19 protein-coding genes are annotated in these 20,413 nt (G+C 66.3%); 11 read left to right on the forward strand and 8 right to left on the reverse strand.

Translation table 11 applies throughout. The annotated features are described in order from the left end of the window. The 8 genes from ABC977_RS04250 to ABC977_RS04285 all read left to right on the forward strand — a co-directional run. Positions 1-745: lysophospholipid acyltransferase family protein (locus tag ABC977_RS04250; protein ID WP_369666000.1), on the forward strand; the 745-nt coding region annotated here is incomplete at its 5' end. Then, positions 745-1,656: an NAD-dependent epimerase/dehydratase family protein gene (locus tag ABC977_RS04255; protein ID WP_369666001.1), complete on the forward strand. Its 912-nt coding sequence runs from the start codon at positions 745-747 to the stop codon at positions 1,654-1,656. The genes ABC977_RS04250 and ABC977_RS04255, both read left to right, overlap by 1 nt. 127 nt (positions 1,657-1,783) lie before the next feature. After that, positions 1,784-2,164 (forward strand): hypothetical protein, encoded by a 381-nt coding sequence (locus ABC977_RS04260; protein ID WP_369666002.1) that lies wholly within the window; start codon positions 1,784-1,786, stop codon positions 2,162-2,164. Between the two features lie 259 nt (positions 2,165-2,423). After that, complete coding sequence (locus ABC977_RS04265) at positions 2,424-3,323, forward strand: hypothetical protein (protein ID WP_369666003.1); 900 nt, start codon at positions 2,424-2,426, stop codon at positions 3,321-3,323. 149 nt (positions 3,324-3,472) lie between these two features. Next, positions 3,473-4,588, forward strand: coding sequence for an FG-GAP repeat domain-containing protein (locus ABC977_RS04270; RefSeq protein WP_369666004.1), 1,116 nt, complete (start codon positions 3,473-3,475; stop codon positions 4,586-4,588). Further along, on the forward strand, positions 4,585-5,517 hold the full coding sequence (locus tag ABC977_RS04275) for a peptidylprolyl isomerase (RefSeq protein ID WP_369666005.1): 933 nt from the start codon (positions 4,585-4,587) through the stop codon (positions 5,515-5,517). The genes ABC977_RS04270 and ABC977_RS04275 overlap by 4 nt, the downstream gene beginning before the upstream one ends. A gap of 11 nt (positions 5,518-5,528) precedes the next feature. Beyond that, positions 5,529-6,140: an acyltransferase gene (locus ABC977_RS04280; RefSeq protein ID WP_369666006.1), complete on the forward strand. Its 612-nt coding sequence runs from the start codon at positions 5,529-5,531 to the stop codon at positions 6,138-6,140. A gap of 14 nt (positions 6,141-6,154) precedes the next feature. Beyond that, entirely contained in the window at positions 6,155-7,204 is a 1,050-nt protein-coding gene (locus tag ABC977_RS04285) for a methyltransferase domain-containing protein (RefSeq protein WP_369666007.1), read from the forward strand. Between the two features lie 176 nt (positions 7,205-7,380). Here the strand turns inward: ABC977_RS04285 and ABC977_RS04290 are convergent, their stop codons facing one another. Both ABC977_RS04290 and ABC977_RS04295 read right to left on the reverse strand, forming a co-directional pair. Beyond that, a complete protein-coding gene (locus tag ABC977_RS04290; RefSeq protein WP_369666008.1) occupies positions 7,381-7,764 on the reverse strand; it encodes a hypothetical protein in 384 nt (127 codons plus the stop codon). 380 nt (positions 7,765-8,144) lie between these two features. Next, the gene (locus ABC977_RS04295) at positions 8,145-11,135 is read right to left on the reverse strand and encodes a S8 family serine peptidase (protein ID WP_369666009.1); all 2,991 of its coding nucleotides are present in this window, start codon (positions 11,133-11,135) and stop codon (positions 8,145-8,147) included. Between the two features lie 727 nt (positions 11,136-11,862). On the opposite strand from ABC977_RS04295, the gene ubiE reads away from it, so the two are divergent. The 3 genes from ubiE to ubiB are packed head-to-tail and all read left to right on the forward strand — an operon-like array spanning position 11,863 to position 14,915. Beyond that, positions 11,863-12,615, forward strand: a complete 753-nt coding sequence (gene ubiE / locus ABC977_RS04300) for a bifunctional demethylmenaquinone methyltransferase/2-methoxy-6-polyprenyl-1,4-benzoquinol methylase UbiE (RefSeq protein ID WP_369666010.1) — start codon at positions 11,863-11,865, stop codon at positions 12,613-12,615. Continuing rightward, positions 12,612-13,232, forward strand: coding sequence for a ubiquinone biosynthesis accessory factor UbiJ (locus ABC977_RS04305; protein ID WP_369666011.1), 621 nt, complete (start codon positions 12,612-12,614; stop codon positions 13,230-13,232). Before ubiE ends, ABC977_RS04305 begins: the two co-directional genes overlap by 4 nt. A 15-nt stretch (positions 13,233-13,247) precedes the next feature. Then, positions 13,248-14,915: a ubiquinone biosynthesis regulatory protein kinase UbiB gene (gene ubiB / locus ABC977_RS04310; protein ID WP_439849158.1), complete on the forward strand. Its 1,668-nt coding sequence runs from the start codon at positions 13,248-13,250 to the stop codon at positions 14,913-14,915. Positions 14,916-14,992: 77 nt separating this feature from the next. Here the strand turns inward: ubiB and moaD are convergent, their stop codons facing one another. From moaD to gcvPA, 6 genes are all read right to left on the reverse strand, one after another. Next, on the reverse strand, positions 14,993-15,250 hold the full coding sequence (gene moaD / locus ABC977_RS04315) for a molybdopterin converting factor subunit 1 (RefSeq protein ID WP_369666013.1): 258 nt from the start codon (positions 15,248-15,250) through the stop codon (positions 14,993-14,995). Further along, a complete protein-coding gene (locus ABC977_RS04320) occupies positions 15,247-16,509 on the reverse strand; it encodes a molybdopterin molybdotransferase MoeA (protein ID WP_369666014.1) in 1,263 nt (420 codons plus the stop codon). Before ABC977_RS04320 ends, moaD begins: the two co-directional genes overlap by 4 nt. Continuing rightward, on the reverse strand, positions 16,506-17,036 hold the full coding sequence (moaB, locus tag ABC977_RS04325; RefSeq protein WP_369666015.1) for a molybdenum cofactor biosynthesis protein B: 531 nt from the start codon (positions 17,034-17,036) through the stop codon (positions 16,506-16,508). The genes ABC977_RS04320 and moaB overlap by 4 nt, the downstream gene beginning before the upstream one ends. Positions 17,037-17,117: 81 nt before the next feature. Then, positions 17,118-17,489 carry a diacylglycerol kinase gene (locus tag ABC977_RS04330; RefSeq protein WP_369666016.1) on the reverse strand — a complete coding sequence of 124 codons (372 nt, stop codon included), beginning with the start codon at positions 17,487-17,489 and terminating at the stop codon, positions 17,118-17,120. Continuing rightward, positions 17,476-18,942 (reverse strand): aminomethyl-transferring glycine dehydrogenase subunit GcvPB, encoded by a 1,467-nt coding sequence (gcvPB, locus tag ABC977_RS04335; protein ID WP_369666017.1) that lies wholly within the window; start codon positions 18,940-18,942, stop codon positions 17,476-17,478. The genes ABC977_RS04330 and gcvPB overlap by 14 nt, the downstream gene beginning before the upstream one ends. Positions 18,943-19,016: 74 nt before the next feature. Further along, positions 19,017-20,396, reverse strand: a complete 1,380-nt coding sequence (gene gcvPA, locus ABC977_RS04340) for an aminomethyl-transferring glycine dehydrogenase subunit GcvPA (protein WP_369666018.1) — start codon at positions 20,394-20,396, stop codon at positions 19,017-19,019. Positions 20,397-20,413 lie beyond the last annotated feature (17 nt).

Genomic DNA, 20,413 nt, shown 5'->3' on the forward strand with positions numbered 1-20,413 from the left:
GTTGCGAGCCTGGCCCGAGTTGGCCGGCGATGCGCCGCGGCTCGCTGACCTCGAGCGCGCCTGGTTGGCGATGATGGCGCGCGAGGCCCTCGACGTCTTCCGTCTGCCGCGGCTGACCGGCGGGCGGATCGCCGACCTGGTCAGGATCGAGGACCCGAGTCCGCTGTTCGACGCCCGCGCAGATGGCCGCGGAGTGATCCTGACGATGGCCCACTATGGTCGGCTGATCATGCTGCTGGCCGCGCTCGGCGCGGCCGGCCTTCGGCTCAATATGCTGACGATACCGATCGATGCGCGCAATCCGGATCTGGCGCCGGCGATGCGCCGCTATCTCGGGACCAAGGTCGCGCGCCTGCGGGCCTTCATCGGCGGAGACTGGGTCGCAGTCGGCGACTCGCTAAAGCGCGTGTACGAGGGGTTGCGGCGCGGTGAGATCTGGATCATCCTGATGGATGCCCACCTCGCGCACCCGGTCACGCGCGAGCGCTACCCGTTCCTCGGCGGCGAGCTGCGGCTGGCGACCGGTATCCCGCGGCTGGCGGCGCGCACCGGCGCTCGGATCGTCTACGGCGCGGTGCACGAGGACGGTTATCGTCTGCGCGGGCGCTTGTGCGCGCTCGATGCCGATCCGTCACGCGCGATGACCGAAGCGGTCGCCGAACTGGAACGCGACGTCGTCGCCCAGCCCGAGCAATGGTGGCAATGGGCGATCTTCGACTACCTGTGGACACCGGAGGCCGTCTGATGAAACGGGCACTGGTCCTCGGCGCGAACGGCTTCATCGGCAGTGCCGTCACACGTGAACTACTTGCGGCGGGCCACGCGGTGACCGCGGCCGATTGCGTCCGGGATTTCTATGCCTTGGCGCCGCACCCACGCCTCGTCTGTCAGACGCTGGATTTCCTCGACGAGGTCGCGGTGCGGCACACACTGGCTGGCATCGACTGGGTGTTCCACCTGGTTGGTACGACCAAGCCGGCCAGCTCGAATGCGAACATGGCCTTCGATGTCCAATCGAACGTCGTGGGCAGCATCCATCTGCTCGAGGCTGCGGTCGCGCAAGGGGTCGAACGGGTCCTGTTCGCGTCGTCCGGCGGCACCGTGTATGGCCCACCGCGGGCGCTGCCGGTGCGCGAAGACCACCCCACCCATCCGATCGTCTCCTACGGCCTGACCAAACTGATGATCGAAGGCTACGCCGACCTCATCGAGCGCCAGCACGGCCTGCCGACGATCGCGCTGCGGATCGGCAACCCCTACGGCCCGCGTCACTATGACCGGGAACAGGGCGCGATCCCGGTCTTCATCCGCCAACTGCGGCGCGACCAGACGATCGAAATCTGGGGCGACGGCGAGATCGTGCGCGACTATGTCCATGTCGACGACGTCGCCCGCGCCTTCGTTGCCGCGGCCGGGTACCTGGGGCCACACCGCGTTTTCAATATCGGCTCCGGCACGGGCCACAGCCTGCGCGAGATCGTCGCGCGGCTCGAGGCGCTCGCCGGGCGCCAAGCGCGGCTTGTGTTTCGGCCGGCGCGCGGCTTCGACATCCCGGCGATCGTGCTCGATATCGAGCGCGCGCGGGCGGCGTTGGACTGGGCGCCGGCGATCGATTTCGACGATGGGCTGTCTTTGACGTGGGAAGATATGAAATAATGTTCCATTTGCCGGGGCTCGGCTGTGCCAAGCCGGTGCTCGCGGCGCGACGAGGATCGAAACTGTGATCGACAGCACACCCGCGGCTTGCGTGCATCGGTGTTTTCCCTTAGCCTGGATGACGTTCTTGCTCGGGGCATTGTCGCTCGGTGCCTGCACGCCGGCGTTGCCACCGGAGCAAGCGGCGCGTGAGCGGGCCGAGGCCTATTGGGCGGCGATGCTGGTCGGCGATTACATCACGGCCTACCGATACGAGGCCCTGTCGACCGAGTCGGCGGCGGATCTTCAGGGGTATCTGACCAGCCGCGGCGGTCTCCAATACAGCCGCGCGGAGGTCCTTGATGTGCGCTTGGTCGCCGAAGATCGGGCCGAGGTGCTGGTTGCGCTGGCCTATCGCCTGCCGATGCTGGGCACGAGGGACCCGATCGAAGCCGAGGCGTGGAGCGATTGGGTGCTGATCGATGGCGCTTGGTATCACCGGCCGCAGCGCGGGTCGTTTTGGCGGTGATCCGCTTCGGTCTCGCGAGAAATGTTGTAATCATGATGCACTGTAGCATTTTTTTTTTCACGTCCCTTGTCAAGAACGTGGAGGCCCGCTATAGTACAAGCAGCCGTGGAAGTTGCTGCTTGCCAATGGCTGAAGCAATCCCAAGTGGGGCTGTGGCGCAACAGGACTTGGTATCAGGCGTCCCCTTGGATTATCCTAGTGACCGACTCTTGATCCTGGGTTAGAACCCGTGATAATTTCGTCAACAAGGAGTTTCCCAATGAAAAAACTTGGCCTGGCAGTGGCTGTGTCCGCCGCACTCGGCGTCGGTGCAGTGCACGCTTATACGGTAGCCGTACCGGACGATGGTGTCTTGGTGCCCAACGTCATCCATAACGGCGGTGCGGACACCACCGCGATCATGCTGACCAATCACGCGCAGAGTCCTGTATGGGTCTATTGGACCTTTTTCGACGAAGACTCGGTCCACTTGGTCGATGGCCAATTCCGGATGACCGAGAACGACATGCAGCGCGTTGTTTGGTCTGAGGTGTCCGGTGTTGGGCTCGAAAACCAGCGCGGCTATCTCGTCTTCATGGTTGGTGCCAGCGCAACGGATCCAACTCCCCGTGAAGGGCAGGATCTGATCTCGGCGGCCGCCTTCCAAGCCGATGCGTTCAATAATGACGCCATCTTCATCCCGACTTTTCCGATCAACGACGCTGACCTTGAGGCAGGTGCCAATCTGACCACGCTTGACGAGGACTCGCTGGTAAGTTTGGCATCTGGCGCGCCGGCTGGCAGTACCGTCGATATGCGCTATGAGATCCCTGGCGACTTCGAGTCTTCCGTCCTTCTTTGGTCGACCGGGGGCCTCGATGACCGGTTCACCGTCAACATGTTCGACGACAACCAGAACCGCCAGTCGGTGAACTTCATCTGCGAGTTCGATGAGCTGTGCTTCGTCGACCCGCAGGACATCCTCGGTCGTCCAGCTAACTTCCTCAGCGGTTACATTCGTTTCGTTACCGCGGGGACGGACGTCGGTGATTTCGTCAGTTACACGGCCATCCGCGGTACGAGCTTCCCAGCCACGCAGACCGTGCTGAACCCGCATTACGGTGCGCAGCAGAACGGTGGGCCGACACCGCCCCCGCCGCCACCACCGCCGGCGCCTTAATCGCGATATGCTGTTCGCCCTTTGAGGGCGGGCGCGGCGTGGGGATAACGCAAAAGCACCCGGTAGGGTGCTTTTGCGCTTTGGCATCCAATGTTTACGCGGACCGAGACACCGCGCCGCGAATACTTCGGCCGTGAGCCCCGTTTTAGATGAGACACTTGATCAAGCCTCTGGCGTGGGTTGCGCCCATCGTCCTGACCCTCGCCGCGGGCTGTACCGCTGAGCGGGTGGACGACAGTGCCGAGGATCCGCCGACCAGCCTGATGTTGGCGCCGGAACTGAGCGTCTGGGGTGGTGCCCTGATCCGACGCGACGATGGCACATGGCTCGGTACCGCGCTGCATGACGTAGACGAGTTCGGAGTCTGGCGCATCGACGGCGATCGAAAAGCCACGCTGATCGGGCGCTTTCCGACCGGCTATCATCCAGATGGCGTCGCCGTTTGGGATAGCGATCGGTTTGTCGTTGCGGTCGAGGGAACCCGCATGTACCAGTTCTGGCGTATCGACGATGGCAGGATGCGCCTGGAGGGCGAGGCCGAAGGTCCGCTTCCGGCACGCGACCTCGTCGTGGCCGATTTCGATGGCGATGGCCTTCCCGACCTCGTGCTCGCACCCTATGGGGGCGAAGAACTCGCGCTGCTGTGGGGGCAAGGCGGGATCGGTCTGTCGGATGCCCAGTCCTTGCCGGCGGGCCGATCGCCGTGGCATCCGCAGATCGTCGACTGGGATGGCGATGGTCGCCCGGATCTATTGTGGGCCGAATTGGATACCGGAGTGGTACGGCTGGCACGCAACCTGGGGGCGAGGCGGTTCGAGGTCGAGGCGGTTCATGGGGTTTCCGGGGTCACGCCTCGCCATCTCGCCGCGCGCGATCTCAGTGGCGACGGGCGCCCCGATCTGGTCGCAATCGCGGTCGAAATCGGCGCGGCGGAACTGTTGACACCACGGTCGGATGGTGGGCTCGAGGTGGCGAAGCTTCCACCGGTAGGTGCCCTTGGTTACGTTGCGGCCGCGATCCTTGCCGATGGCACGATCCTGCTGGCCGAGGAAGGGCGGGTCATATTAGCTCGCGCGGTAGGGGCGGAGTGGGAGAAACGGACCTTGCCGGCCGGTAGCCTGCCCTCGCCGATCGAACTCTTCGATGTCGATGGTGACGGCGAGGAGGATTTGGTCGTCTACGGCTCGGCACGGAGCGGCGTGATCATCCACTTCGGGCCCTTGTGGGAGCGAGCTGAGCCGCTCGGTATAGTCCAGGCGCCATGACGAGCCCCCCGTTCGTTTTGGTTCGACGCGCCGCCTGGCTGATCCTGGTCGGTCTGCTGTTGTTGGCGGCTCCGTCAATCGATGCCGCGGCTGACACAGCGACGGCGGAGGATCCCACGATCGTCACGATTCTTGACGAGCCTTACCGGCTGTCCGATCTACGGGCCTTCGTCGCCGCGCGGCCCCCGTTGCGCGTGCATCTGACCACTGGCGAGGGGCTGCGTCAGTTGGTCGACGAGTTCATCGATGCGATGGTCTTTCGCCGTGAGGGCGAGCGCTTAGCGCTTCCGATGCCATCCGGCGTCGAGGCCGGCCAGGATGCGTTCTACTTCGAGTCGCGCGCGCGACTGGTGCCACGCTGTTCGCCGCCCTCCGAGGAGGAGGCGCGGGCGGCGTTCGAGGCCGATCCAGCGCGCTTCGCCACGCCGCCGTTCGTGCGGGTGTCGCGACTGCTGTGGTCGCGAGCGACACCGATCGAGGGCCGCGCTGCGAACGCGTATCTCGCCGAGGCCGCCGAGCAGATACGGCGCGGCGAGCTGGACTTCGCGATGCTCCTGGACACGCTGGTAGGAGACTCGACCGACGAGCTGCTGAGGCAGGGCGATCTCGGTTTCGTGAAGCTTGCCCCCGTCCGGCAGCGGACCGACCCGTTGGAACAAGCACTGGCCGAGGCCCCGGTCGGTGCCTTGCTCGGCCCGATCGACTCGGACGGCTATCTGTCGCTGCTCCAGGTCACGGACCGCCGAGAGCCTATCCTGCCGAGCTGGCCGGCGGCGCGGTCCGCCATAGAGCGCGAACTGCTCGCCACATGCCGCGCCCGGGCCCTGGCCGAGACCCGCTCTGAGCTGTTCGCCCGTTACCGTGTCGAGGTCAACGAGGAGACGGTCTCGGCGCTGCGGCCCGTGACCGCTCCGCCAGTTCGGCGATGACGGTGCTCGGCGTGCCCGAACCAGTTCGCGTTCACCCCGGCATCGACAAGGTCGGGGAGCGCACACGGATCGCGCCGGATGTGTCCGTGCTTCGTTTTGGGCCTGGTGGGCGCGGGATCGAGATCGGCTCGGATTGCACCTTGTATACGGCCGTGCGCCTAGTCATCGGCGACCCCGGCCAGTACCGACACACAGGCCTGGCGATCGGCGACCGCGTGCATGTCAATGTCGCGGCCTACCTGTCCGGCGAGGGCGGTCTGACGATCGGCGATGACTGCCTGATCGGCCCGCATGCCCGGCTGCTCTCCGCCGGCCATGAGATCGACGATGGCGAGCCGGTTATCGCCCGCGCCCCCTTGACCTACGGCCCGATCGCCATCGGGTGCGGCGCCTGGATCGGCGCCGGGGCGACGCTGCTGCCGGGCGTTTCGATTGGGCGCGGCGCCGTCGTCGGCGCCGGTGCCGTCGTCACCCGGTCGGTGCCCGACTTCGCGGTGTTCGCCGGGGTGCCGGCCCGGGCGATCCGCTACCGTCGCGGTTTCGAGCCGTCCGGCTTGAATGGCTTGGTCGCTTGGCTGCGCAGTCGGCGTCGCGCGGGGCAGCGGTCCGGGCCTAGCGGCTAATCCGGGGCGGGCGCATGGATCCCGACAAGTGTCCGGCTCCCGACGATCTCAATCCGCCGCGCTACAGCTACGCCTTCGACCCGGGGGAGGACACTACCGCGAGCAAGGTGCTCCGGCTGATCGGTCCAGCGCAGCGGATCCTCGAGCTCGGACCGGGTCCGGGGGTGATGACCAGAGTCTTGCACGAACGTGGCGCCGCCGTGACGGCGATCGAGTACGACCCCGGTCTTGCCGAACTGGCGCGGCCTTTCTGCGAGCGGTTGATCCTTGCCGATCTTGACCACCTCGACTTCGACGAATCACTGGGTGGGCAAAGGTTCGAAGCCGTGATCGCCGCCGATGTCCTCGAGCACCTGACGGATCCGTGGGCCTGCTTGCGCCGCGTTCGCCCCCTGATCGACGACGGCGGTGTACTGGTCGTATCGATCCCGAACGTCGCGCATGGCGCCGTCGTCGCCCAGTTGCTGCAGGGACGTTTCCCCTATACCGAGCAAGGCCTGCTGGATCGCACGCACCTGCGGTTCTTCGCGCGCCGCGATGTCGAGGATCTGCTGCTAACGACCGGCTTCGTCCCGCTGATCTGGGAGCGCAACCGGCTATCGGCAGCGGCGAGCGAGTTCGCGCACGCCTGGTATCGGTTGCCGGAGGCGGTCCGCGAGGCCTTGGCGCGGGAGCCAGACGCGCAGACCTACCAATTCATCGTTCAGGCCCAAGTCGCCGACACGGCCGGCTGGTCGAGTCGAATGCGGGCGGACCGAGAGAACCTCGAGCGGGACGTCCAGCGTCTGCGCGCTGAGCTCGACCATGCATCGGGTTACATAGAGGCCTTCCACCAAGCCCGAGACCTGATCGCCGAACGGGACCGAAGTCTCGCCGAACGGGACCGAAGCCTGGCCGATGTTCAGCGGGCGCGTGTCCAGGCCGAAGGGTTGCTCGCCGAGCGGCTTGCCGTGATCGCCGCCCAAGCGGAGATGATCGAGTCGCTCCGGTCGCAGCTCGAGGTCGCCCGGATGCGGCTGCGCGAACGCCTCGCGAGGGCGCTGCGGCGCCTATGGCCGCGTTGACCGGACACATACCGGTGGCGCGGGGTGCTGGAACACGACCGAGAAGTGCCGATGAAGCGAGCGACGATGCTGCACCCGTGACACACTGTCGCCCCGCAGGCGGCAGCTAGAGGGCGCTGTTTCTCATCCGCCGCGCAATTTCCAGCAGAGGCCGATGCCACAAATGTCACGCGCCATCAGGGACGCGAGGGGCCGTCTTCGGTGGGATGCGTTCTCGGGAGTAAAGGACTCACGTCGTCCTCGTGCACCGCGAGTACCTCCGGATAGCAGGAAAGCTCCCGAAGCTCGTCGGCGGTCACCTGGAGGGCCACCCCTGGAACGCTCAGTAGGGGTTTCGTCGCCAACTCGGCGGAGGAACTGTGGCCAAACTCGAGGAGCCTCTCGGTCACTCGCGCTACCACGCCGTCGAACAGCCCCTGTCGATCCATGTCGGTTGCGGAATCCGTCGCGCCGGGAGGCGGGGTGAAGGGTCGCAGTCGCACGATAACGGGCAGACGCCCCGCTTCTATTGCGCGTTCGATCAACTCCGGGGGGACGGTCACCTTCGATTCGCGGCTCATGGTCAAGGAGTCTGATTTGCAGGGCTCATCGGGTGTCCAGGACATAAGACTCGATGGCGCATCGAAGACATCTGGTAGCAGAGACGCAGAGAATGTTGGTGCTGCGCTTGCCCAAGAGACACCGCCAAACAAGAAGCCGGCCAAGAGCCAGGCCGCTGCTTCGTGATGCGAAACCCATCGCGAAAACACCATTCACGCTGCTCCCCGAATGGACCGCCAAAGCACACCAACCCTCGGCGAGTTGCTGCGTCCGAACGCCGCGGGGGGCGGTGTCCGGACGCGTCCTTCTGAACAGGGCTTAGTGCGCCCTCACCGCGCGACGGCGCTTTCGGTACCGGGCAAGGTTGTGCCGGCCGTTGGGCTTGCGGTGTTGTGACCGGTTAGCCGGCGGGGTTTTCGCTCAGGGTCGCCCAGTCGACGAAGAACTCGTCGCCGGTCGACTCCGGGTTTCTCGAGACCCCGACACCGACCCGGCCACTGGTCAATGAATTGTCGGACCCTTCCCAGACCTTGGTGCCATTGATGTAAAAGGCGAGCTGGTCTCCGATCGCCACGACGCGAAGGGTATTGAAGGCCTCTCCCGTGTCGATAGCCGTTGACGCCTGCAACGGGACCACGATTGTGACCTGCCCGTCGACCCGCTTCCGAACGCTGAAATTCCCGCTCCGGGTGTAACTGAAAAGGTACCCTTCGGCCGGAAGGCCGTCGCTCAGGGTGGCACCACTCGCGCGGATGATGAGGGAATTCGAAGACTCGTTGTCAGCCGAAAACCGCCGCACACGAGCCGAATAGTCCAGATCATCATACTCCGCGTTATAGGTGGATACTGCCCATTGGTTGCTAACGCCCGTGGTGTAGTAGTACTCGTTGTCAACAACCGCCCAAGTCCCCGAGTGCTGGGTCCAATTGCTCGCGTTCCCATCGTTGAACTGTTCATCGAACCCGCCCGTCGCCGCCGATACGACGAACGCCATGCCGTCACTCCAGGGTCCGAAACCGGCCGTGTTCCAGCCGAGGACCCACCAGCTCGCATTGCCAGTTGCCAGTGACACCGCCGGTGCGACCGAGCAAGTTCCGGTCCCGTTCGCGCACCCGGCCGCGCTGGCACTGAACCATTGGTTGATTCGGACGCCGGTCGCGTCTTGGACATAGAGGTAATAGTGTGTCGCGCCGCTGGCCGCGTTCCACATATAGGCCGGCTGATTCGAAGTGATCGTGCCGGTCGGGGACACCTGTACTGGCTTGTCTGGAGCAACTTGACCGCTGCTCACGGTGAATGCCATGCCGTCACTCCAGGGTCCGAAACCGGCCGTGTTCCAGCCGAGGACCCACCAGCTAGCATTGCCCGTTGCCAGCGACACCGGCGGTGTGACCGAGCAAGTTCCGGTCCCGTTCGCGCACCCGGCCGCGCTGGCACTGAACCATTGGTTGATTCGGACGCCGGTCGCGTCTTGGACATAGAGGTAGTAGTGTGCCGCGCCGCTGGCCGGGTTCCACATATAGGCCGGCCGATTCGTCGTGATCGTGCCGGTCGGGGACACCTGTACTGGCTTGTCTGGAGCAACTTGACCGCTGCTCACGGTGAAGGCCATGCCGTCACTCCAGGGTCCGAAACCGGCCGTGTTCCAGCCGAGGACCCACCAGCTAGCATTGCCCGTTGCCAGCGACACCGCCGGTGTGACCGAGCAAGTTCCGGTCCCGTTCGCGCACCCGGCCGCGCTGGCACTGAACCATTGGTTGATTCGGACGCCGGTCGCGTCTTGGACATAGAGGTAATAGTGTGTCGCGCCGCTGGCCGGGTTCCACATATAGGCCGGCCGATTCGTCGTGATCGTGCCGGTCGGGGACACCTGCGTCGGTTTGCCCGGAACTCCACCTTCGTCGAGTTGATCCACGGCATCAGCGAGTTGAATGCGTGGTTTGACCCGATTGCCGGCCCCGGAACGGGAATCAGTGATCGACTTGCCCGTTGTCTCGAGGCTGTCGAGTATCTCGGCCACGCCGGCGTCCGGGTTGACTTCCCTGAGCACGGCCCACGCACCGGCCACGTGCGGGGCCGCCATCGATGTCCCTGAAAAGACGCTGTACGTGTCTCCCGGGACTGATGAGTTGATGCTGCTTCCCGGCGCCAAAAGGTCGAGAAAGGACGCGCTATTCGAAAAGGATGACACGACATCGGTTTTGGTCGTGCTGCCGACACTGACGGCCGTCGAGACGCATGCCGGCGCGCTTAGCGCGCCTGTGAAGCCGTTGTTTCCACTCGCCACCACTGTGGCGATTCGTGCATTGCGCAGATTGTCGATGATTGGCTTATAAGGCTCGGCGTCGCACGGCGCGGTGTATTGACCGCCGCCGAGAGTCATATTGGCCGAGGCGATCTGATAGGTGTTGCGCAGCGCATAGACGCGCTCTAAACCCAGGATTATGTCACTTGTAAACGCGAACACGCACGGTGACGTGTAGCCACTATTGATGCAAGCCGAACCGCTGAACTGCGAAAAGACCTGGATGGCAATCAGATTCGCGTCGCTGGCCACGCCGGAGAAGGCCGTTCCCTTTCCGGCGGCGATGCCTGCGACGTGCGTGCCGTGACCACAGCCAGCGACGGTCGTCGGGCAATCCAGCCCGGAATCCGGAGCCGTCGAGGAGGTTGCCCCGCCCGGGCATAGAGAGGTCACGCCTTGAGCGGCCACGTTCGACGAATAACAGGCCTCGGAGACGACCTTGCCGCTCAGGAACGGGTGATTCTTCATGACGCCGGTGTCGAGGATCGCGATGGTCCACCCGGATCCGGTGCGGCCACGAAACGAGTCGTCCGCTTCCCCGCCGATCAATGGCACGCTGTCCGCGAGGGCCGGCGGATAGGCGCGGTCCTCGACGACATCCAATACCTCGGGATCCTCCAGCAGCTCGGCGATGTCCTGCGCCGTGGCCGCCATGGCAAAGGCTGGTGTCACCTCGAAGCGCTTCACGGCCACCTCTTCCGGCTCCGAGAAGGCCATCGAGGACAACCGGCCCAACACCCTATCCTGCGCCGAGGCGAGGCGCTCGCGCTGCGCGCTCACCTCGGCCGCCTCCAGTGCCCCCTCGGGCCGGGTCTCGACCTTCAGCCTGACGATGACTGGGGCGCGGCCGTGTTCGTGGGCCTGATCCAGCAACGCCTGGTGGCGCTGCGCTGCGTCGAAGTCCTCCGCGAACGCACCATCGAGCGACTCTTCGAACCATTCGAATGGCTCGGGCACATCGCCCTGATCCGGAGGGCCATCGACGGCGTGCCCGGCGAACGACATCGACAGCAACGACAACACGGCCGCCGCTGCCAGCACGCCGTGGCGCATGCGCTGCGGCCTGGTGTGGTTATCTACATGCATGGTCTAGGTTCTCCCTGTTCGACCCACGAGTTTTGGAAGTAAAACGCCCCGCTCCAGGCCTTTTTCTCGGCGCATCGAGGACGCTCCCGTCGCGTACCAGACCCGATGTCAACCGCCAAGCTGCAGAGCGTGTTCGACGACCGGAATCCGACGGGTTATCCTTTGTACCGCAAAAGTTTGGCGAAAGACGAGGTAAGGACGGTCGGCTGATCCGACGAGAGTTGCCGTTCGTCGGTAACCATTCTGGAGCGGGTCGGCCGGCGTGGATTCATGGCGAGGGCTGTCGTCGTTGCGCGAGGCAGAGTCCGTCAGAAACGGGAAGGCAGCGTTGGGGCGCCTATGTCAGTGAAGCGCGAGCCGAAGCATCCCCGGAAGGGAGAGCAATCCAGGCGCTCTGATGCCGTCCACGCCGATCGTTCAGCTGTTCGTCGTGCCGGTCGACGGATGGCTGGACAACGATGACCGCATAGGTTCGTTTCTGGATCCGTGTCACCCGGGCTTGGTGATGGCGGCAGGAATCGCCGTCGTAGGGCCGCTGGGACGTGGGCGTCGGCGGAAGGTAGGGTGAACGGAAAGATCCGTCTCGCGACTCGACGAGCGTCAGGGTGGGTTGTTCTATCTCGGACCACTTGGTGCGGGACCAGCGTTCCCCCAGGCACCAAGCCGGGGCGTCTCCTCTGGCGACGCCGATGATGTAGAATAGCGCCCTGGTCACCGGAGACGATGCATGAGCGACGAGAAAACGACGACCCATTTCGGCTATCAGCAGGTACCCGTCCACGAGAAGGCCAGCCGGGTCCGTGCCGTGTTCGACTCGGTCGCCGACCGCTATGATCTGATGAACGATCTGATGTCGCTCGGTATCCATCGGCTGTGGAAACGCCAGGCCGTCGAATTGGCCGGGCTGCGCCGCGGTCAGCGGGTGCTGGATCTGGCGGCCGGGACCGGGGATCTCTGCGAACGTTTTGCCGGGATCGTCGGCGCGGATGGCCAGGTCGTCTTCACCGATATCAATGCCGCGATGCTCGGGCGCGGGCGCGACCGACTGACTGACTCGGGGCTGGTCGGCAACCTGTACTACGCGCTGGCCAACGCCGAGACCTTGCCGTTCGTCTCCGATCACTTCGACTGCGTGACGATCGCGTTCGGGCTGCGCAACGTCACCCATAAGCAGCACGCGCTCGACGAGATGTTCCGGGTGTTGCGCCCGGGCGGGCGGGCCTTGATCCTCGAGTTTTCGCAGCCGGTGGCGGCGCCGTTGCGCCGCGTTTACGACCTGTATTCGTTCACGGTCCTGCCAGCGCTTGGCAAGTTCATCGTCAAGGACGCCGACAGCTATCGCTATCTGGCCGAGTCGATCCGCATGCACCCGGACCAGGAAACGCTGCGCGCGATGATGGAACAGAGCGGTTTCGAGCGCTGCGATTTCTTCAACCTGTCGGGCGGCATCGTCGCCATCCATCGAGGTTACAAGCTGTGACCACCGGTATCCCGATCCCGGACGCCGCGCTGGCCCTGGTCGAGCGCGCATTGAACCAGGTCATCGCGCTCGACCCCGAGGGCGCGCGCCGGCTCGCGGCGCTGCAGGGGCGCGTGATCCTGATCGAATTCAGCGGGTTCGGTACCCGCTTCTATCTGTTGCCGGGTGTCGACCGGCTGCAACTGTTCGGCGCCTACGATGCGGCACCCGATTGCACGCTGCGTGGGACGCCCTTGGCATTGGCGCGGATCGGTCTGACCGAACGACGCACGGATTCCCTTTTCACCGGCGATGTCGAGGTCGACGGCGACACGGCGCTGGCACAGCAATTCGGCCAGTTCATCGCCGAGCTCGACATCGATTGGGAGGAGCAGCTGGCGCATCTGATCGGGGATTCGCTCGCGCACCAGATCGGCGAGACCGCGCGTGCCGCCGGCGATTGGGGGCAGCGCTCCGGCGACACGCTGATCCGGGATCTGCGCGAGTATCTGCAGGAGGAGGCCCGGTTGGTACCGACCGACTACGAGGTGCGCGCCTTCATTGCCGAGGTCGATACGCTGCGTGACGATGTCGAGCGGCTCGCCGCCCGCGTCGAGCGGCTCGGCCGCGACTACTGAGGCCGACGCCCCATGATGACGCCGATCGGCCAGGCGCTGCGTCTGATCCACATCAATCGCATCCTGCTGCGGCACGGGCTCGACGAGGTGGTCCTGACGATTCCCGTCTTCCGGCCGCTGCGGTTCGTACTCTACCTATCGCCATGGTACTGGTTTCGCGGCCCGTTGCCGCCGTACCCGGAGCGGATCCGTCGCGCCCTCGAGGATCTCGGGCCCATCTTCGTCAAGTTCGGCCAGATCCTGTCGACGCGCCGCGATCTGCTGCCCGATGACCTGGCGAACGAACTCGCGCGACTCCAGGATCGGGTGCCGCCGTTCCCGGGCCGCGACGCGCGCGCGATCATCGAGCAGGCCTGGGGGCGGCCGATCGAGACGGTCCTCGACGAATTCGACGAGATCCCGCTGGCGTCGGCCTCGATCGCGCAGGTCCATACCGCCCGGCTCGAGGACGGTCGCCCGGTCGTCGTCAAGGTGCTGCGACCCGGCATCGAACGAACGATCCGCCGCGATGTGAGCCTGCTCTATGTGGTCGCCGGGCTGGCGCAGCGCTATTGGAAGGACGGGCGACGGCTGCGTCCGGTCGATGTGGTCCGCGAGTACGAACGGACCATCTTCGACGAACTGGACATGCAGCGCGAGGCGGCGAATGCGTCACTGCTGCGACGCAATTTCCTCAACAGCGAGCTGCTCTACGTCCCCGAGGTTTTCTGGGATCTGACGCGGGCCAATGTGCTGGTCATCGAACAGATCTTCGGCACCCAGGTCAGCGATGTCGCGGCGCTGAAGGCGCAGGGCGTCAGCATGCGGCTGCTCGGCGAGCGAGGGGTCGAGATCTTCTTCACGCAGGTCTTCCGCGACAACTTCTTCCACGCGGACATGCATCCGGGCAACATCTTCGTCGAGCCGTCCGGGCGCTACATCGCCGTCGACTTCGGCATCGTCGGGACGCTGAGCACCGAGGACCAGCGGTATCTCGCCGAGAACTTGCTGGCCTTCTTTCACCGCGATTACCGACGCGTTGCCGAGCTGCACGTCGAGAGCGGCTGGGTGCCGGCGCACACCCGCATCGAGGAATTCGAGTCGGCAATCCGCACCGTCAGCGAGCCGATCTTCGAGAAGCCGCTGGCCGAGATCTCGTTCGGTCATTTCCTAGTGCGCCTGTTCCAGGTCGCACGCCGCTTCGACATGGAGATCCAGCCGCAACTCGTGCTGCTCGAGAAGACGCTGCTGAACATCGAGGGTCTTGGCCGCATGCTCTATCCGCAGCTCGATCTGTGGACCACGGCCAAGCCCTTCATGGAGCGCTGGATCGAGGAACGGGTCGGCCCGAAGGCGTTCCTCGAACACAGTCGCCGCAACCTCGCGCCGTTGTCCGAGCGCCTGCCCGACGTGCCTTTGCTCGCGTACCAGGTGCTCGATGGCCTCGCCCGCGAGCGCCTCGCGGTGCAATGGCGGTCCGCCGAGATCGACCGGCTGCGCCACGAGGTCCGCGCCGGCCACGCGCGGGCCGCCGCCAATATCGGCGCCGCGAGCCTGCTGCTGTGTGGAACCCTGCTGTTGCTCCTCGGCCCCGGACCGCTGTTATCCGAGACCGTCGCGCAATTGCTCGCCGGCGCCTTTTTCGTAGCCGCGATCCTGCTCTTCGTATGGCGACCGCGCCAACCCTTGCCGAACCCGCGTTGATTGGCCAGCGCGTTGCGCCCGACGACGACAGCCGAGGTCCTTGATTTAGCGGCCGACGTGCCTAACCGGTCTCGCTGTCAGCCGCCGGTGACTGGCGGGAAGAAGGCGACCTCGTCGCCGTCGCTGATCGGGGTCGACGGGCGTGCCATGGCTTGATTGACGGCGCTCAGCGGGCGCGCGTCGGCGGCGAAGGCCTCGGCCCAGGCGCCGCCGCGGGCCGCGAGCCGGTCGGCGAGATCGGCGACCGTGAGGGAGTGGGTCGGCGTCGGGTCGAAGGTCTCGTCGGCGCAGCCGACCCGTTCGCGAAGGCTCGCGAAGTACAGGATCCGGATCATGTCAGTAGCTCGCTGAACGGCAGGTATTGCACGAGATCGCCACGCGCGAGGACGCGCCCCTCGGGGATCACCGCCAGGCCGTTGGCCCAGACCACCGATGAGAGCATCGCCGAAGACCGGTGCGGAAACAAGGTCACACGTGGCAGGCCCTCGTCGGTGTCGATGCGGGCCCGCACATACTCGCGCCGTTTCTTGTCGGGCCGCGGCCAGTCGAAATCGGCGCGACCCCACCATGTCGGCGCCGTGACCTCGCCGAGCATGCCTTGTCGGTGCAGGATGAAGGGGCGAATCAGCAGCACGAAGACGACGAACAGCGCGACCGGGTTGCCGGGGCTGCCGATCACCGGCGTGGTGCCGACCTGGCCGAACAGGAGCGGCTTGCCGGGGCGGATCGCGAGCTTCCAGAGATCGACCCGGCCGAGCCGGGCCACGGCCGGCTTCACATGGTCTTCTTCACCGACCGAGACCCCGCCGCTGGTCAGGATCAGGTCGGCGGATGCGGCCGCTTCGGCGAGCGCGGCCTCGGTCGCGGGCAAGGTGTCACCGACGACGCCGAGATCGAGGATCTCGCAGCCGAGGGTCGTCAGCAGTGCGCGCAGCAGGTGCCGGTTGGAGTTGTAGATCTGACCCGGTGCCAGCGGCTGGCCGGGCGCGGCGAGCTCATCCCCGGTGGCCAGGATCGCAACCGTGAGGCGCCGCCGCACCGCGAGTTCGGCGACGCCGACGGTCGCGGCCAGCCCCAGGTGCTGCGGGCCCAGGCGGGTGCCGGCGGTCAGGGCCGCGGCGCCGCTCTCGATCTCCTCGCCGGCGCGGCGGATGTTGTCACCGGGCTGCGGGCGGGTGTGGATCTCGACCCCATCGCCGTCGGGAACGCAGGCCTCCTGGACCACGACGGCATCGGCACCCGGCGGAACCGGAGCCCCGGTGAAGATCCGCGCGGCCGTGCCCGGTTCGAGCTCCGTGCCGACGCGCCCGGCCGGGATCCGCTGCGAGATGCGCAGGCGCGGGTTCACGTCGGTTAGGTCCGCGGTGCGCAGCGCGTAGCCGTCCATCGCGCTGTTGTCCCAACCCGGTACCCGAATCGCACTGACGACCGCCTCGGCGAGCACGCGGCCGAGCGCGTCATCGATCGGCACCCGCTCGATCTCTTGGATCGGATCGGCGGCCGCGAGCAACCTAGCCAGCGCCGCCTCGATTGGCCAGGGCGCGTCAGGGTGCGTACCGCAATCGTTCGCGTTCGTCGTCGCGCCCCCGGTCATGATTCGTGGAACCGCGGCAAGAGTTGCACGAAGTTACAGGGTCTCGTGCGGTGATCGAGTTGCGCCGCGAGGATCTGGTCCCAGGCGGTGCGGCAGGCCCCGGTCGAACCCGGCAGGCAGAAGATCAGGGTCCCATTGGCGAGGCCGCCGAGTGCGCGCGACTGGATCGTCGAGGTCCCGATCTCGGCGAACGAGACTTGCCGAAAGACCTCGCCGAACCCGTCGATCAGCTTGTCGCACAGCGGCGCGACGGCCTCGGGTGTGCTGTCGCGGCCGGTCAGGCCGGTCCCGCCGGTACTGATCACGACCTGGACACTCGAGTCGGCGATCCATTGCGAGAAGATCGCGCGCAGACGGTAGATGTCATCGGGCAGGATCGCCTTCGCGACGACCTGATGACCGGCGGCCTCGGCGCGTTCTTTGAGCAGATGCCCCGAGGTGTCCTCGGCCTCGCCGCGGCTGTCCGAGACGGTGAGGATCGCGATCTTCAGGGGGACGAAGCCGGTGTCGGCGAAATGCTCGCTCATGGTGGTGCCCTATCTTGTTATCGTCGTTCGCGGTGGCTGCTCAGATGTCGCTCGCGCCGTGGGGACGCGAGCAGCCCCCTGTCACAGCCATTTGGGAACGAGAATCAGGGCCCAGGTGACAAAAGTAAAGACCAGGCTGCTGAGAACCGCCGCGGAGGCGATGTCCTTGGCCCGCGCCGAGAGTTCATGCCGTTCATAGCCGACCCGGTCGACGTTCGCCTCGATCGCCGAGTTGAGCAGCTCGACGATCGGCACGATCAGCAGGCTGCCGACCAAAAGCGCGCGCTCGACCGGCGTCTCGCCGAGCCAGAGCGCGATCGGCACGAGCGGGATCAGCGCGATGACCTCCTGCCGGAAGGCCTCCTCGTGTCGGAAACAAGCCCGAAGCCCCTTGATCGAGAACCCGAAGGCGCGAACGATGCGGCGCCAACCGCGCGCGTTATGATTCGCCATCGTTGCTCGTCGGCCGCCAGGCCAGATCCAGCCGCCGCGCGGCGCGCACGTCGTCGAGGCGGCGCACCGGCAGACTGTGGGGGGCTTCGCGAACCAGCTCGGGCTGGGTGCGTGCCTCGTCGCGGATTTTTATCAGCGCCTCGACGAAGCCGTCGAGCTCCTCCTTGGTCTCGGTCTCGGTCGGCTCGATCAACAGGCACTCGGGGACCAGCAGCGGAAAGTAGGTCGTCGGCGCGTGGAACCCGTAATCGAGCAGCCGCTTGGCGAAATCCATCGCTGTGACACCCAATTCCTTCGCCTCGCGGCGCAGCGTCACGATGAACTCGTGACTCGCGCGCCGCCTCGGATAGGCCGCCTCGAAGCCGGCCTCGGTCAGGCGCTTGAACAGGTAGTTCGCGTTCAGCGTCGCGTACTCGGCGACCCGTGGCATCCCCTCGCGGCCGAGCATCCGGGCGTAGACATAGGCGCGCAGCAGGATCCCGATGTTGCCACCGAATGCGGTCAGCCGGCCGATGCTGGTCGGGCGCTCGCGCTCGGTCAGCCAGCGGTAGCCCTGCTCGGTCCGCTCGACGATCGGCACCGGCAGATAGGGCTCGAGGCGCCGCGACACGCCGACCGGTCCGGCCCCGGGGCCGCCGCCGCCGTGCGGTGTCGAGAAGGTCTTGTGCAGGTTCATGTGGATGACGTCGAAGCCCATGTCGCCCGGGCGGACCTTGCCGAGGATCGCATTGAGGTTCGCGCCATCGTAGTAGAGCAGGCCGCCGGCCTCGTGAACGGTCGCCGCGATCGCGTCTATGCCGCGCTCGAAGACCCCGACCGTACTCGGATTCGTCAGCATGATGCCGGCGGTCTGCGGCCCGACCCGCTCGCGCAGCGCGGCGATGTCGACGTCGCCGTCGGCACCCGTCGGGATCTCCCGGACCTCGAACCCGCACATGACAGCCGAGGCTGGATTCGTGCCATGGGCCGCGTCTGGCACCAGGATCTGGGTGCGGGCCGTGTCGCCACGCGCCTGATGGTAGGCGCGGATCATCGCGACCCCGGCGAATTCGCCTTGGGCGCCGGCGGCCGGGGCGAGCGACACCGCTGGCATCCCGGTCACCTCTTTGAAGATCTCCTGGAGTTCGTACAGGCAGGCGAGCAGGCCCTGGCCGTGCGCGTCGGGCGCGAGCGGGTGGCGCGCGAGGAAACCCGGCAGCATCGCGAGTGCATGGCAGGCGCGCGGGTTGTACTTCATCGTGCACGAGCCCAGCGGATAGAACTGGGTGTCGATCGAGAAGTTCTTCTGCGACAGCCGCGTGTAATGGCGGACCGCCTGCAGCTCGGAGACCTCGGGCAGGGCCGGTGACCGGCGGCGGCGGAACCGCTCCGGCAGGTCTGGTAGGGTGGTCGGCGGTGACGGTGACTGGGCCGCGGCCCGGCGCCCGGGGCGCGAAGCGTCTTGTATCAACATCGGATTTGGCGGTGGTGGCTGTGATCGATCGTGGTAGGGCTGTTCGCATGGCGTCGTCGCGACGCTGTTCGTTATCATGTCGGTGTGCCTCGGGCCTCGATCAGCCGGCGCAGCCGGGCGGCGTACTCGTCGATCTCATCGGCGGTCCGCACCTCGGTCGCGCAGACCAGGATCGCCGAGCCGAGCTCCGGGTACTCCAGGCCCAGGTCGTAACCGCCGAGGATCCCGTCGGCGATCAGGTCCTGCAACAAGGGTGCGGCCGGAACCGGCAGCCGCAGCGCCTGCTCGTGAAAAGTCGGCCCGTTGAACAAGGGCGCGATGCCGGGGATCTCGCCGAGTCGGTCGACGAGCCGCGCGGTGTTCGCGCGGCAGGCGTCGGCGACCCGCGCCAATCCAGCCTGGCCGAGCAAGGCGAGATGGATGGTCGCCGCGGTGACCAGCAAGCCCTGGTTCGTGCAGATGTTCGAGGTCGCCTTCGCGCGGCGGATGTGCTGTTCTCGGGCCTGCAGGGTCAAACTGAATCCGGGCCGGCCGTCGAGGTCCAGCGTGCGCCCGACGAGCCGTCCCGGCATCTGGCGCACCAAATCCTGACGGCAGCACAGGAAACCGGCATAGGGCCCGCCCGACGCGAGTGGTATGCCGAGCGGCTGTACATCGCCGCAGGCGATGTCGGCGCCGCTCGTGCCCCAGTCGCCGGGTGGCGCGAGCCGCGCCAGCGTCACCGGGTTGACGACGCCGACGACTAGCGCGCCCTGGGCCTGCGCCCAGTCGGTCAGCGCGTCGACCTCCTCGAGCACGCCGAAGAAGTTCGGCTGTGGCAGGACCAGGGCCGCGAAGGGTTCGCCGCCGGCCGCCTCCTCGACGGCCGCGAGTGGCGTCTGGCCGGTCGCCGCGTCGAACGCGATCGGGATCAGCTCGATCCCCTGGCTCGCGACCAGCGTGGTCAGGGTCCGACGGTAGGCCGGGTGCAAGGCGCGTGGCACCAGGATCCGCCGAGCGGTCACGCCGCGATTCGCACGCACCGCCATCAGCAGGGCCTCGGCCAGGCCGGATGCGCCGTCGTACAGCGAAGCGTTCGAGACCGCGAGCCCGGTCAGCGCCGTCATCATCGACTGGAATTCGAACAAGAGCTGCAAGGTGCCCTGGCTCGCCTCGGCCTGATAAGGGGTATAGGCGCTGTAGAACTCGCCCCGTGCGGCGATCTGCCAGACCGCGGCCGGGATATGGTGGTCGTAGGCGCCGGCGCCGACGAAGCAGATCGGCTGTCCGTCGGCGCGCGCGCGCGCCTGCATCAGCCGTGCGATGTCCATCTCCGGCAGCCCCGGCGGGATGCCGTCGAGCGCGCCCGCGCGCAAGCCGGCCGGGATCTCGTCGAACAGGTCATCGAGGGTCGCGACGCCTATGGTCGCGAGCATGTCGGCCGTGTCGGCCTCGGTGTGCGGAATGAAGGGCATGGTAATCGTCGGTCGGT

The organism is Thioalkalicoccus limnaeus (genome assembly GCF_041197575.1).
Lineage (GTDB): Bacteria > Pseudomonadota > Gammaproteobacteria > Chromatiales > Chromatiaceae > Thioalkalicoccus > Thioalkalicoccus limnaeus.

Coding starts and splice junctions, on each gene's coding strand:
- ABC977_RS04255 (WP_369666001.1), top strand. CDS start 745: ATGAAACGGGCACTGGTCCTCGGCGCGAACGGCTTCATCGGCAGTGCC.
- ABC977_RS04265 (WP_369666003.1), top strand. CDS start 2,424: ATGAAAAAACTTGGCCTGGCAGTGGCTGTGTCCGCCGCACTCGGCGTC.
- ABC977_RS04270 (WP_369666004.1), top strand. CDS start 3,473: ATGAGACACTTGATCAAGCCTCTGGCGTGGGTTGCGCCCATCGTCCTG.
- ABC977_RS04275 (WP_369666005.1), top strand. CDS start 4,585: ATGACGAGCCCCCCGTTCGTTTTGGTTCGACGCGCCGCCTGGCTGATC.
- ABC977_RS04285 (WP_369666007.1), top strand. CDS start 6,155: ATGGATCCCGACAAGTGTCCGGCTCCCGACGATCTCAATCCGCCGCGC.
- ABC977_RS04290 (WP_369666008.1), bottom strand. CDS start 7,764: ATGAGCCGCGAATCGAAGGTGACCGTCCCCCCGGAGTTGATCGAACGC.
- ABC977_RS04295 (WP_369666009.1), bottom strand. CDS start 11,135: ATGCATGTAGATAACCACACCAGGCCGCAGCGCATGCGCCACGGCGTG.
- ubiE (WP_369666010.1), top strand. CDS start 11,863: ATGAGCGACGAGAAAACGACGACCCATTTCGGCTATCAGCAGGTACCC.
- ubiB (WP_439849158.1), top strand. CDS start 13,248: ATGACGCCGATCGGCCAGGCGCTGCGTCTGATCCACATCAATCGCATC.
- moaD (WP_369666013.1), bottom strand. CDS start 15,250: ATGATCCGGATCCTGTACTTCGCGAGCCTTCGCGAACGGGTCGGCTGC.
- ABC977_RS04320 (WP_369666014.1), bottom strand. CDS start 16,509: ATGACCGGGGGCGCGACGACGAACGCGAACGATTGCGGTACGCACCCT.
- moaB (WP_369666015.1), bottom strand. CDS start 17,036: ATGAGCGAGCATTTCGCCGACACCGGCTTCGTCCCCCTGAAGATCGCG.
- ABC977_RS04330 (WP_369666016.1), bottom strand. CDS start 17,489: ATGGCGAATCATAACGCGCGCGGTTGGCGCCGCATCGTTCGCGCCTTC.
- gcvPB (WP_369666017.1), bottom strand. CDS start 18,942: ATGTTGATACAAGACGCTTCGCGCCCCGGGCGCCGGGCCGCGGCCCAG.
- gcvPA (WP_369666018.1), bottom strand. CDS start 20,396: ATGCCCTTCATTCCGCACACCGAGGCCGACACGGCCGACATGCTCGCG.